At 71.1% G+C, this 12,996-nt stretch carries 10 protein-coding genes; 7 read left to right on the top strand and 3 right to left on the bottom strand.

Going from position 1 to position 12,996, the window contains the following annotated elements:
• Positions 1-329: 329 nt before the first annotated feature.
• The gene (locus OG272_RS22795) at positions 330-1,607 is read left to right on the top strand and encodes an MFS transporter (protein ID WP_405896060.1); all 1,278 of its coding nucleotides are present in this window, start codon (positions 330-332) and stop codon (positions 1,605-1,607) included.
• Positions 1,608-1,825: 218 nt separating this feature from the next.
• Complete coding sequence (thpR, locus tag OG272_RS22790) at positions 1,826-2,398, top strand: RNA 2',3'-cyclic phosphodiesterase (protein WP_405894666.1); 573 nt, start codon at positions 1,826-1,828, stop codon at positions 2,396-2,398.
• 365 nt (positions 2,399-2,763) lie between these two features.
• On the opposite strand, the gene OG272_RS22785 is transcribed toward thpR, so the two are convergent.
• On the bottom strand, positions 2,764-3,756 hold the full coding sequence (locus tag OG272_RS22785; RefSeq protein ID WP_327729054.1) for an aldo/keto reductase: 993 nt from the start codon (positions 3,754-3,756) through the stop codon (positions 2,764-2,766).
• Positions 3,757-3,908: 152 nt separating this feature from the next.
• Here OG272_RS22785 and OG272_RS22780 point away from each other — a divergent pair, with 152 nt between their 5' ends.
• Both OG272_RS22780 and OG272_RS22775 read left to right on the top strand, forming a co-directional pair.
• Positions 3,909-4,871: a nuclear transport factor 2 family protein gene (locus OG272_RS22780; protein WP_327729055.1), complete on the top strand. Its 963-nt coding sequence runs from the start codon at positions 3,909-3,911 to the stop codon at positions 4,869-4,871.
• 110 nt (positions 4,872-4,981) lie between these two features.
• Positions 4,982-7,588: a DUF6185 family protein gene (locus tag OG272_RS22775; protein ID WP_327729056.1), complete on the top strand. Its 2,607-nt coding sequence runs from the start codon at positions 4,982-4,984 to the stop codon at positions 7,586-7,588.
• A gap of 218 nt (positions 7,589-7,806) precedes the next feature.
• Here the strand turns inward: OG272_RS22775 and OG272_RS22770 are convergent, their stop codons facing one another.
• Entirely contained in the window at positions 7,807-9,366 is a 1,560-nt protein-coding gene (locus OG272_RS22770; RefSeq protein WP_405894664.1) for an MFS transporter, read from the bottom strand.
• A 542-nt stretch (positions 9,367-9,908) separates the two neighbouring features.
• Here OG272_RS22770 and OG272_RS22765 point away from each other — a divergent pair.
• Together OG272_RS22765 and OG272_RS22760 are read left to right on the top strand one after the other, a co-directional pair.
• The gene (locus tag OG272_RS22765) at positions 9,909-10,112 is read left to right on the top strand and encodes a hypothetical protein (protein ID WP_405896149.1); all 204 of its coding nucleotides are present in this window, start codon (positions 9,909-9,911) and stop codon (positions 10,110-10,112) included.
• A gap of 68 nt (positions 10,113-10,180) precedes the next feature.
• A complete protein-coding gene (locus OG272_RS22760; RefSeq protein WP_327729058.1) occupies positions 10,181-10,957 on the top strand; it encodes a methyltransferase domain-containing protein in 777 nt (258 codons plus the stop codon).
• 36 nt (positions 10,958-10,993) lie between these two features.
• On the opposite strand, the gene OG272_RS22755 is transcribed toward OG272_RS22760, so the two are convergent.
• On the bottom strand, positions 10,994-11,677 hold the full coding sequence (locus OG272_RS22755; protein WP_327729059.1) for a GDSL-type esterase/lipase family protein: 684 nt from the start codon (positions 11,675-11,677) through the stop codon (positions 10,994-10,996).
• 279 nt (positions 11,678-11,956) lie between these two features.
• Between OG272_RS22755 and OG272_RS22750 the strand changes: the two genes are divergently transcribed.
• Positions 11,957-12,976: a WD40 repeat domain-containing protein gene (locus OG272_RS22750; protein WP_326581926.1), complete on the top strand. Its 1,020-nt coding sequence runs from the start codon at positions 11,957-11,959 to the stop codon at positions 12,974-12,976.
• The last annotated feature ends 20 nt before the right edge of the window (positions 12,977-12,996 follow it).

Here is a 12,996-nt window from a genome sequence, read left to right as displayed (position 1 = left end):
CGGTGCAGGCGAGGGGCGCCGGTCCGGGGAAGTCCGGGGCGCCGACGCCTGTCGAACCGGCCGCTGGATCCGACGCCCTTCCGCTCGCGCGAGCCGCCGAGCCGACGGCCGAGGGGCCGTCCGGGGCTGTCGCCGGCCCCGGCCCCGGCCCCGCTCAGGCCCCCGGCCTGCCGGTGAGCGCTCCCCTCTCCTCGCCCCCTGCCTCTGCCGCTGCCTCTGCTTCTGCCGTTGGCTCCGGCCCGTCGGTGACCGCCCCCGACTCTTCGCCGGGCGCCGTCGATTCCTCGTCGGACACCGCCGAGTCCCCCGCCACCCGTGAACGCGTCTCCATGTTCCGGTCGTTGCGGGTTCGGAACTACCGGCTGTTCTTCGTCGGGCAGGTCGTGTCGAACATCGGCACCTGGATGCAGCGGATCGCGCAGGACTGGCTGGTACTGAGCCTGACGGGATCGTCGACGGCCGTCGGGGTGACGATGGCGCTGCAGTTCCTGCCGATGCTGCTGTTCGGCCTGTACGGCGGGGTGCTGGTCGACCGGTTCCCCAAGAGGCGGCTGCTGTTCCTGACACAGACGTCGATGGCGGTCACGGGGCTGGCGCTCGCCGCGCTGACGCTCTCCGGGCAGGTCCAGGTGTGGCACGTGTACGTGGCCGCCTTCGCCGTGGGCATGGCCACCGTGGTCGACAACCCGGCCCGGCAGTCGTTCGTGTCGGAGATGGTCGGCCCCGGCCAGCTCCAGAACGCGGTCAGCCTCAACTCGGCGAACTTCCAGTCGGCCCGTCTGGTCGGCCCCGCCGTCGCCGGTGTGCTGATCACCACCGTCGGCTCGGGCTGGGCCTTCCTCTACAACGGCCTCTCCTTCGTCGCCCCCCTCACCGGTCTGCTGCTGATGCGGACCCGCGAGCTGCACCCCGTCCGCCGCGCCCCCCGCGCCAAGGGCCAGCTCCGTGAGGGCCTGCGCTATGTGGCCGGCCGCCCCGAACTGCTCTGGCCCATCGTCCTCGTCGGCTTCATCGGCACCTTCGGCTTCAACTTCCCCGTCTGGCTGTCGGCGTACGCGGACGACGTGTTCCACGCCGACGCCGGCGCGTACAGCCTCTTCAACACGCTCATGGCGGTCGGCTCCGTCGCCGGTGCCCTGCTCGCGGCCCGCCGCGGCACCGCCCGGCTGCGCGTGCTGATCGGGGGCGCGCTCGCCTTCGGCCTGCTGGAGATCATGGCCGCGCTGGCCCCGTCGTACTGGATCTTCGCCCTGCTCATGGTGCCGATAGGGATGTTCGGCCTGACCGTGAACGTCACCACCAACACGGCCATCCAGATGGGCACCGACCCTGCGATGCGCGGCCGCGTCATGGCCCTCTACATGATGGTCTTCCTGGGCGGTACGCCTCTGGGCGCGCCGATCGCGGGCTGGGCCACCGACGCGTACGGCGCCCGGATCGGCTTCGTCGCCGGCGGTGTCGTCTCCGTGGTCGCCGCGGTCGTCGTGGGCCTGATCCTCGTCAGGGCCGGTGGGATGCGGCTGTCGGTGGGATGGAACCAGGGGCACCCACGGGTGCGGGTCCTGTCCCGGAAGCGGGCCGACGAACCGAGGTCGGTACCGGTCTGAGCGGTGGCGCTCCGCCGGGGGCAGCCGTGACGCCTACGCAGGTGCCGCGAAGCACCGCCGGGCGGCTGCGGCGTCGTGGTGGTCGGGCGGCTGCGGCGGCGTCGTGGTCGGTCGGGCGGGCGGCTGCGGTACGTGGTGGTCGGTCGGGCGGTTTCCCGCTCCCCCTTTCGGGGCGCGGTGGTCGCCAGGTGATCCGGCCACCTGGGAAGGTGGCGGGCATGAGACTGTTCGCCGCTGTGCTTCCGCCCGCCGAGGTCGTCGATGAACTCGGCTCGGTGATGGGGGAGTTGAAGGGTCTGGCCGGTGCGGACCGGTTGCGTTGGACCGCGTCGCCCGGCTGGCACTTCACGCTCGCCTTCTACGGAGAGGTCGACGAGGACGTCGTACCGGAGCTGTCACGGCGGCTGGAGCGGGCCGCGCGGCGGAGTGAGCCGTTTCCGCTGGCGGTGCGCGGTGGCGGGCAGTTCGGGCACGGCCGGGCGTTGTGGGCGGGGGCCGAGGGGGACCTCGGCGCCCTGCGGCTGCTGGCCGACCGCGCGGAGGCGGCGGCGCGCAAGGCCGGGGTGCCGATGGGGGAGCACCGCCGGTACACGCCCCACCTGACCGTGGCCCGCAGCCGCGAGGACTTCGACGTACGGCCGTTCGTCGCCGTCCTCGACGCCTTCGCCGGGCGTCCGTGGACGGTGGCCGACCTCGCGTTGGTGCGCAGCGATCTGCCGACGTCCGGCGTGGCGGGGGAGCAGCCGCGGTACGAGGCGGTCGGGCGGTGGGGCCTTGGGGCGGCCGGATGACCGTTCGGGCCGCCGGTTAGGCTCGGTGGCGTGGACCCGAAGACCCGTAACCGGATCATGGCCGGTGTGCTTGTGCTGATGTTCGTGGTGGTCGCTCTCTCGGCGGCGCTCGGCAAGTAGCCGTCGCGTGCCGGCGCCTGCCGGGGAACTGCGGACCGTACCGGACCTGAGGCCCGTACCGAACCTGAGGCCCGTACCGGACCTGAGGCCCGTACCGAACCTGAGGCCCGTACCGGACCTGAGGCCCGTACCGAATAAGGCCCGTACCGGACATGAGGCCCGGTGGGGGCTTGTCGCGCAGTTCCCCGCGCCCCTGGAAGCAGCGGGTGGTGCCGCCGGTCAAGCAGCGGGCGAGCGGCCGACGCTCACCAGGCGAAGGCCTCCGGCGACGGGCCCGGGCCCGGGAAGATCTCGTCCAGGGAGGTCAGGAGCTCGTCGCTCAGGTCCAGCTCGGCCGCGCGGATCGCGGATTGCAGTTGCTGGGCCGTGCGCGGGCCGACGATCGGGCCCGTGACGCCGGGGCGGGTGAGGAGCCAGGCGAGGGCGGCCTCGCCCGGTTCGAGGCCGTGCTTGTCGAGGAGGTCCTCGTAGGCCTGGACCTGGGCGCGTACGGCGCTGTCGGCGAGGGCGTCGGCGGAGCGGCCGGAGGTACGGCGACCGCCCTCGGCCTCCTTCCTGATGACCCCGCCGAGCAGCCCGCCGTGCAGCGGTGACCAGGGGATGACTCCGAGGCCGTACTCCCGCGCGGCCGGGATGACCTCCATCTCGGCGCGGCGCTCGGCGAGGTTGTAGAGGCACTGCTCGCTGACGAGGCCGATGGTGCCGCCCCGGCGGGCGGCGGTCTCGTTGGCCTGGGCGATCTTGTAGCCGGGGAAGTTGCTGGACCCGGCGTAGAGGATCTTGCCCTGCTGGACCAGGACGTCGACGGCCTGCCAGATCTCCTCGAAGGGGGTGGCCCGGTCGATGTGGTGGAACTGGTAGACGTCGATGTAGTCCGTCCGCAGCCGCTTGAGGCTGGCGTCCACGGCCCGCCGGATGTTCAGCGCGGAGAGCTTGTCGTGGTTGGGCCAGGAGTCGGCGGAGGCCGCCATGTTCCCGTAGACCTTGGTCGCGAGCACGACCTTGTCGCGGCGCTCGCCGCCCTTGGCGAACCAGTTGCCGATGATGCTCTCGGTGCGGCCCTTGTTCTCGCCCCAGCCATACACGTTCGCGGTATCGAAGAAGTTGATGCCTGCATCCAGCGCCGCGTCCATGATCGCGTGGCTGTCCGCTTCGTCCGTCTGCGGACCGAAGTTCATCGTGCCGAGGACCAGTCGGCTGACCTTGAGTCCTGTGCGTCCGAGCTGTGTGTACTTCATGACTCCTTAGCCAAGGCGGTGGAGTGCGCTCTAGGCAAGCGGGGCGGGTCCGCGGCGGCCCGGGTGGGTGGGATCTTGACGCTATCTCGCGGTTAGTGCTTTCCTTCGGTAAGCATCATATTGAATCTTCAAGTTACCCACTTGGGAGCATCGTGACCCCCACCACGCCTGCCCGCCGCGCCCTCGTCGCCGCCCTCGCGGCCGTCGCGCTCACCTCGACCGTCGCCGTCGTCCCGGCCGTCGCCGCCCCGGCAGCGGCTGCGGCATCGGCTGCGGCATCGTCGACGGCCGCCGCCGAGCGGAGCGCGTACGGCGATGCCGCGCGCCTCGGGTACCAGAAGGCTGTCGCCGTACGCGTCCTCAAGGGGGTGTTCGAGGAGGGGGACACGGCGGTCGTGGACCGTTACGTGCGGCCGGACTACATCCAGCACAACCCGCTCGCGCCGGACGGGGCGGAGACGTTGAAGGGCCTCGCCGGGGTGATGAACCAGCAGTTCCCGGACGCCGAGTACGACGTCAAGCGGGTCGTCGCGCAGGGCGACCTGGTCCTCGTGCACTCCAACGTGGTGCTGACGCCCGGCAGTCGGGGCTCCGCCGTCTTCGACATCTTCCGGTTCCAGGGCGGGCGCATCGCGGAGCACTGGGACGTGGCACAGGAGGTGCCGGAGTCCTCGGCCAACGGCAACGACATGTTCTCCACGGTCAGCCGGCCGAGGACCAGTACACCGGGGCCGGCCTGGCTGACCGCGTACAACGAGAAGCTGGTGACCAAGGCGTTCGACCGGCTGCTGGTGCGGAAGGACCTCTCGGCGCTCGACGAGTACTGGGGCCCCGAGTACCACCAGCACAACTCGAACATCGCCGACGGCGTGGCGGGGGCCGAGGCCGGTCTGGGCGGCTACTTCCAGCAGTTCCCCGGCCTCACCGTCTCGCGCAAGCGCGTCATCGCCGAGGGCGACCTCGTCGCCGTCCACAGCCACTACGTCAACGCGCCGGGCGAGCGCGGCCAGGCCGTCCTCGACCTGTTCCGGGTGCGGAACGGGAAGATCGTCGAACACTGGGACGTGCTCCAGGACGTTCCGGCGACTGCGGCGAACGACAACACGATGTTCTGACCGCCGCACCGTTTCCCCGATGGGCTCGGCGGTCATGATGTCCGGCACGGGTGCCGTTCGGGGGGACGACTGTGGTGAGAAGCCGTGCGTTCGGGTGGGTCCTACCGGTGTTGACCGGCCTGTTGTGCGTGGTGTGCACGCTGGTCACGCCGGGGGCCGCGTGGGCGGTGGAAGACCCGTGTCAGAGTGCCGGGCTCGTCGGCGCCGAGGTCGGCACCTCGGTGCGGCTGGAGCACGACAACCGGACGTACACCAGGGTCGTCACCGAGCTGAGGGTCGATGTTCCGGCGACCTGGCCGCCGGCGTACGGCCTACTGCTCAGCGCGGACAGTCGGCCGTACATCACTGCGATGTCCTGCCTCGTCGGCGCCGATGCCGAGAAGCCGCGCTGGTGGGAGCGGCTGGCCGGGCACCCGATCGTGACGGCGAAGGACGGCCGGATCGAGGTTGTCCACGAGGCGTACGGCTGGGTCGACGACCAACGGCAGTACTCCCAGGTGGGGTTGTGGCAGTTCTGGTCGCTCTCCAGAGAGCAGTGGACTGTGCAACTCATGCCGCCGCCCGCCCTGTGGGGCGCCCGGTGGGACGAGATCACGGTCGATCCTGGCGGACCCGGAGCCGAGTGGGCTCAACCCGAGATCAGGGAGGGCAAAGGGTCCACGGCTCTGGTCTGGCGGCCAGGGCGGGTGCAGCGGAGTATCGACCTGGCGGATCCGACGGGGGTTCCTGGAGAACTCACTGTGAGTGTCTGGGTCAGGCCGCCCTGGCAGCGCTCCTGGGCCGCCTGGAGCAGCCACCCGATCGCCGAGGGGCTGGACTTCCTCGGTGTGGTGCTCTGGGTGTCCACGTACTCCGCGCTGCTGCTGATGGCGGTCCGGCGCTACCGCGGGCGACCTGGCACACCCACCGATCTCCAGTCGCGCGCGCTGAGCAACCTGAAGTGGTGGACTCTGACCGCTGCCGCTTCCTGCACCTTCGCCGCCGCCGATGATCTGGTCGAGCGGTACCTGGGCTTCGTGGGGCTGGACCTGCAGTTCGGGCAGCAGCAACTGATTCAGCATGGCTTCGCCTGGGCATCAGCATGCGCGTTGTTCGGCTTCGCCCGCCCGCCGCGACGTGTTCGTTGGGCAGCCCTCGCGGTCGCGCTCGTGGCGTTGGCCTGCATCGTGCCGCACGTGGTGATCGCGGCGTCCCTGGAGAAGCCCGTCAACTGGGAGACCGAATACGGCGCTCTGGAGATCGCCGTCGCGTCGCAGACCGTCAACTCCTTCTGCCTCGTGGGCCTGCTTCTCCTGGGCTTCGCCGCGGCGGCTTGGAGACTGGCGGCCGACGGACGGCTGTTGCCGAAGAGCCGTCGTTTTCCCGGCCGGGACCGCGTATTCCGGATGCGGGTCGCTGGCCCCTCGGTCTTCGTGGCCACTTCGGTCATGGCTCTCTGCTTCGCGCTCGTGGAGGAGCAGAATTGGCAGCAGAGCAGCAGGTTGATGGACCGGACGGATCGCGGCTTCGGACAGTCGCACCGGGAAGGCTTCCTCTGGGAGGCGCTCTGGTCGGTCTCCAACGTCGAGGACTGGCTCATCGTCGATCACGGTCGGCTGCTCACGAGCCTGGCCGTGATCGCCGTACTCCGCACTTGGCACGACTCCACCGCTCTGTCCCCCCTGCACGACTGGGCGGACCGCCTCCCGCTCCTCGTCTTCTTCCCGCTCGCAGTCGGCCTGGACACCCAGAACCATCTCGACAACGCCCTGCTCGAATTCCTCTGGATACCCCTCTACATGCTGGCCCTGTTCGGGGTCACGGCACTGCTCGCCCGCCGTTCCGTCCTCGCCCAGCCCTTCGAGATATCCAGACGACCCTGTTCCACGGCGGCGGGTCCGGCCGCCCGCAGGAGACTGCTGGATAAGGCCCGTTCCTACCGTGAGATCCACGCCGAACTGCGCCGCCTCGACCAAGGCCTCTTCGGTGATGTGCCTCCCAAACGGGACGCCCTGGAAAGGCGGTTGAAGAAGCTGCACGACTGGCGGGTGAACAGTGCCCCCGACGCCGCCCCCGACCGGTTGCCCGCCAGGGTGTCCGTGGTCGACGTGGCCCTGGCCCTGGGGCCGCGCGACGACTGGTGGGGCAATGGCGTTCGCGGCGCCCGTTTCGCCCTGGTGCCGGGGATGCCGGCCGCAGTCCTCAACACATGGTCAGAGGGCATCCGAGGGGAGGGCTGGCAGAACACCCTCGACGACCTGCTCGGCTTCCCCAGCCTGGCGATCACCCTCGTCTCCTGGACGGCCATGTTCGCCGGGGCGGGCTTCGTTCTGGGGGCGCTGTGGCGCGTGCTGCCGGGGCGGCGAGGTGCGGTCAAGGCGCTGCCGGTCGCGACGGCTTTCGCGGTGCCGGTGGGTCTCGACGTGCTCGTGGCCCGGTTGATGCGGGAGAGTGCGGCCAATGTCGCGTTGTACGTCCTGACGATGCTCTTCGTCCTCACCGTCACCGGGATCGCGCTCGATCTCGACACGTTCGCGGGGGAACGGCGTTACTGGCAGACCCGGTTGGGGCTTCTCCTGTCCGTCTACCAAATGCGGTACTACTCGCTCCAGGTCGCCTATCTCATCGGTCAGATCATCGCCATCATCACCATCTGGCAGTTCTTCGCGGAGCCGGACGCGGTGCCGTCGGGTGGGGAGGCGCCGCCTTCGTCGTCGAACGAGGGGGCGGGGGGCTGAGAGGCGGGAGGCCTCGTCGCGCTGCCCTGGCCGGCCGTCGAGAAGGCGTACGTCGGCGCGGTCAACCGGCGGCCGGGCGACGGCCTGGCCCTCGTGCTCGACCACCGCACGGATCCGGCGGACCCCGGGTCGGGGCAGCGCGTTCTGGACGGACCCCCGGCGGTGCGAGTGGCGGGTGGTGGCGCCCACGTCCTCGGCGTTCCTGGCGGCGCTCGGCCTCAGCACTTCGGGAGGGGCTGCGGGTTCTGGCGGTCCTGGTGACCCCGGGGGAGGGGTGGCTCGGGCGGGCGGCGGTAGGAGAGGAGGAACAGCGGGGTCGCCAGGAGGAGGACGCCGGCGGCGGCGATCGCGGCGCGGGGGGTGGTGAGGGCGGCGAGGAGACCCCAGAGGGCCGTCATGGCGGCGGTGGTGAGTTTGCCCGTGACGGACCAGGCGGTGAGGGTGCGGACGACGCGGTCCGGCGGGGTCCGGGTGAGGCGCTGGGTGGTCAGCACGGGGTTGTAGACGCTGATGCAGGTGATCAGGCCGAGCTCGACGACCATGACGAGGACGAGGCCGGCGGGTCCCGGGCCGATGAACGCCAGCCCCAGCGGCCAGCACACCCGCAGGGTTCCGGCGATCCGGATGACCTTGTGATGGCCGTGCCGGGCGACCAGCCGACGGGAGAGGCGGGAGCCGATCAGGCCGCCGGCGCACGGGAGGGCGAAGGCGAGGCCGTACTGCCAGGGGGCGAAGCCGAGTTGGCCGACCATGAGGATGACCAGCAGGGGTGCGGGCGCCATGATCAGGGCGTTGACCAGGACGGTGTTGAGGAAGAGGGGACGCAGGGCCGGGTCGCGGAGGATGTACCGCCAGCCGTCGAGGAGGTCGCCGGGGCGGAGACGGGGCGCGGGAGTGGGGCGGGGGGCGTTGCCCTGTGTGCCGGCCGTGCCGTCCGTGCCGTCTGTGCCGGCCGTGCCCTGCGTGGGCTGCGTGGGTTGAGAGGACCGCGCGGGTGTCATGGGTGGTGCGGGTGGTGCGGGTATGGCGGGTGCCGTGGCCTCGGTGGGCTTCGCGGGCTCGGTGGGCCTCGCAGGCCCGGCGGGGTCCGTCGGCCTGGCGGGGTGGGGCGGCTCGGCGGGCGTCGCGGGCATGGCGGGCTCCGTCGGCTCGGCGGGCTTCGTCGGTGGCGTGGGTGATGCGGTGCGTACCGGGTGCGGTTCCTTGCCGCCGATCGCTCGGATGCCGGCTGCCGAGAGCAGGTAGCTGGCCGCGTCGGTGAGCAGGGTGGTGACCGGGCCGAAGAGGCCGATCGCGGCGCCGCCGAGAGGCGGGCCGAGCATGGTGGTGGTCCAGGTCGTGGCCTCGAAGCGGCCGTTGGCGGCGACGAGGTGCTCGGGCGGGACCAGGGACTTCAGACAGGCGCCGCTCGCCGCGGTGAAGGCGATGTCGGCCACGGCGACGATCACGGACACCAGGAGGAGCTGGGGGAAGGTGAGCAGGTCGAGGGCGTAGGCCGCCGGGACGGTCAGCAGGGCCGCGCAGCGGACCAGGTCCATCGTGATCATCACCGGGCGTTTGGGGCGGAACTCCACCCAGGGGCCCAGCGGTACGGCCACGGCCGCGCCCACCGCCAGGCCGGTGGCCGCCAGCGCGGAGACCTCGGTCGGGCCGACGTGCAGGACCAGTACCGCGATCAGGGGGAACGCGTCGAACGACAGCCGCGTACCGAACGCACTGACCGAGTACGCCGCCCACAACCACCGGAAGTCCCGCCCCAGCCCACCGCCCCGCGCCATCCCCGCCCCCGCCTCCGCCGCGCCGCTCGACGCGGCCCGCGCGGGTCACGTCCGACCGGGTCATCCAAGCGAGCGAGAGCCGACCGATCAAGCGCGGAGCGCCCGAGCCGGGAGGCCGCGGACGACGCCGTCAGCCTCGGGGGAAGTCGGCGGTCGGAAGGACCAGGCCGAGGAGGGTGGTGCTCATGTCGACGTCGCCGCCGTAGGTGACGGACAGGTCGCTGACGTAGTCGCCGTCCTTGGGCTGGGTGAACAGCCGGCACTTCCCCGCGTAGGGGTTTGGAGCTGCTGCCGCTGGAGTGCGTTCAGGAGCGTTCTGGTGAGTGGGGGTGAGTGTGGGTGGTCTGTGCCGGGTCGCGTGTCTCGGCCGTGGGGGCGGGTTTCGGTAGGGAACTGACGTTCTCGCATCGAATGCGTGACCTTTACGGGTGGTGCTCGTTTCTCATGGCGACGGGTTCTTCGGGTGGGGTCGGGCAGGGGGTGACGGGGTGGGTGAGCTGCGGAGTGTCGCGGCGTCGTTCGTCGTGTCCGGTCCGAGTGGTGTGGCTGTCCGGACCCGTCTCAAGCAGCTGACGCCCGGGGACGAGAAGGTGCTGCGTCTGGTGGGTGCGCACCTGGGGTCGCTGGCGGCCGCGTTGTCGCTCTCGGCCATCGCGATCCTGTCTTCAAGGACGGTCATCGTGGCGTTCCTCCCCGGCCGCCCCTCGATCGAAGACGGCTGCGCAGTACAACGATACGCACGGTGACCTGGGCGCGGTCGGTACGGCGAAACTCCCTTGCGCGGCCGGTGTCCCAACGGTTTGGGTCGGCTTCCATGACCACGACCGCGCTCGCCGCCCTCCACCGCCCCGACCGTTACCCCCGCGCCTCCGCCTACGACCCGGCCTGGCTGCTCGACCTCGACATGGGGCCGAATCCGCTGTGGCTGTTGGAGGACCTGGTGGGGGACCTCGAACTCCGGCCCGGGATGCGGGTGCTGGACCTGGGGTCGGGGAAGGGGGCGACCTCCGTGTTCCTGGCGCGGGAGTTCGGGGTGGAGGTGGTCGCCGCGGACTGGTGGATCCCCGCGGAGGAGGCGGCGGCCGTCTTCGAGGAGGCCGGGGTGGGGGACCGGGTGACGGCGGTGCGGGCGGAAGCGCACGCCCTGCCGTTCGAGGAGGGGAGCTTCGACGCCGTCGTCAGCGTCGACGCGTTCGAGTACTTCGGGACGGCGGACAGCTATCTGCCGTACCTGGTGCGTTTCCTGCGGCCCGGCGGGCAGCTCGGTGTCGCCACGCCGGCCCTGACCCGGGAGGTGCGCGACCTCGGGTTCATACCGGCCCACATCAAGGACGTCGTCGGCTGGGAGGCCATCGCCTGGCACACCGCCGAGTGGTGGCGGTTCCAGTGGGCGGTCACCGAACTGGTCGACGTCACCTCGGCACGGCTCCAGGAGGACGGCTGGCGGGACTGGTTGCTGTGGGCGCGGGCGGGCGTGGAGCGGAGGCCGTCGCCGTCCGGGGGCGTCGATCAGGCGGTCGTGGAGATGCTGGAGGCGGACGAGGGGGAGTATCTGACGTTCGCACTGGTGACGGCCAGGAAGAGCGAGTAGGGCCACTGTTTCGCACCGCCTACGCCGACCGGTCTGTCACGACTCCTCGTACGGTCCCCCCAGCCCCCACGCCTCGTGCATCGCGTTCGCGAAGGTCGCCGCGATCTTGTGTTCGCCGGAGGCGTTGGGGTGGGTTCCGTCGTAGGTGTCCCAGTGGATGTCGTACGACGGGGGTGGCGAGGCCAGGAGGAGGGGGGAGCGGGGTTCGTCCAGGTCGGCGGCCGTCTTGCCGAGGAGTTCGTTGAAGCGGGCGACCTGGGCGGCGAAGGGGGCGTCGGACTCGGCACGGACGTTCGGGGTGACCGGGAGGAGGACCATGCGGACGTGCGGGTTCGCCTCGCGGGCGGCCTCGACGAAGCGGCGGGTGTTCTCGGCGGTCTGCTCGGCGTTGGTGTAGAAGCCCAGGTCGATCAGGCCGAGGGAGACGAGGAGGACGTTGGCGCGGTGGGCGCGGATCGCGTCGGCGATCAGCGGGGCCATGTGCAGCCACCCCTCGCCCCAGCCCGCGAGATGGGCGCGGGGGAAACGCGGGTCCGTGTCGGCGTACTCGTACGACGTCGGCGTGTCCGTCGCCTTGTCGTAGAGCGTCTCGCGCGGGCCGACGATCTTGAAGGGGCCGTCGTGCGTCGTGCGCAGGTGCTGCCAGAGCCGGAAGCGCCATGTGTGTTCGCCCGCGCTCCCGATCGTCATGGAGTCGCCTACGGGCATGAACCTGAGCATGCGCTCATCATGAACGATCGCTACCGGCTGGTAGGCGCCGGTCGCCCCACCCGGCCCTGTGAAACCTGCCACGTGGCGCCTCCTGGCTCGCGGGTTCGGGTGCGTCATGGCTCGGGGGTTCGGGTGAGTCGGCGGGTGCGGCTCCGGTGGGGGCTGGTCTTTCAAGGGGCGCGGGGAACCGCGCGAGAAGCCCCCACTCGCCCGCCCCCGACCACCACCCCGCACCCCCACGGCGCTCCCCCACCCCACCCGGCGGAGCGAGATGGCAGGCTTGGGCGCATGCGCCGTCGCCCCCTTCACCCCCGCCGCCGGTTCCGCGCCGGCTTCGCCGGTCTCGCCGCGATCCTGCTGGCCGCCCTCCCGGCCGCGCCCGCGGTCGCCGACGACGACGGGTTCACGATGCAGGACTCGCGGATCACCGAGTCGAGCGGTCTCGCCGCGTCGCGTCAGCATCCGGGCGTCTACTGGACCCACAACGACAGCGACGACGGGGCGTTCCTCTACGCCGTCGACAGCGAGAGCGGCGAGACGGTCGCCACGGTCACCCTGACGGGCGTCGGCACCCCGCGTGACGTGGAGGCGATCTCCATGGGCCCGGGCAACAAGCTCTACGTCGGCGACATCGGCGACAACCTCGGCGGCACCTGGGCGTACGTGTGGATCTACGAGCTCCCGGAGCCGAAGGAGCTGAAGGACCAGACGATCAAGGCCACGCAGTATGTCGTGAAGTACGAGGACGGGGCGCGGGACGCGGAGGCGCTGATGGTGCATCCGAAGACCGGGCGGGTCTACATCGCCGACAAGAACGAGGCGGGCGGGTCGCTGTACGAGGGACCGGCCGAGCTTTCCTCCTCCGGCACGAACGTGTTCAAGAAGGTCGCCTCCGTCCCCGATCTGGAGGTCACCGACGGCGCGTTCTCGCCGGACGGCAAGCAGCTCGCCCTGCGCGCGTACTTCGGCGGCATCCTCTACGACTGGAACGGCGGCAAGATCAAGAAGGTCGACCGGCTGAGCGTGCCCTTGCAGCGGCAGGGGGAGTCGGTGACCTTCAGCACCGACGGCTCGAAGGTCATGTACGGCAGTGAGGGGTCGGGCAGCTCGGTCGTCGCGCGGGAGGTGCCCGGCGGCGGCTCCGGAAGCGGCGGCTCCGGCTCCTCGTCCTCCGACGGGAACGGCTCCGGGACCACCCAGGCGGACGGCGACGGGACCAGCTCCACCTTCAAGGTCGGCGCCCTCGCCGTCGGCGGGGCGGTCGTCGTCATGTGGGGCTTCAAGCGACTGCGGCGCCGACCGTCCTGAGCCGCCACCCCGGCGGCTCA

The sequence above is a fragment of the Streptomyces sp. NBC_00104 genome, assembly GCF_045160825.1.
Lineage (GTDB): Bacteria > Actinomycetota > Actinomycetes > Streptomycetales > Streptomycetaceae > Streptomyces.
This window is presented reverse-complemented; position numbering and strand designations above follow the sequence as displayed.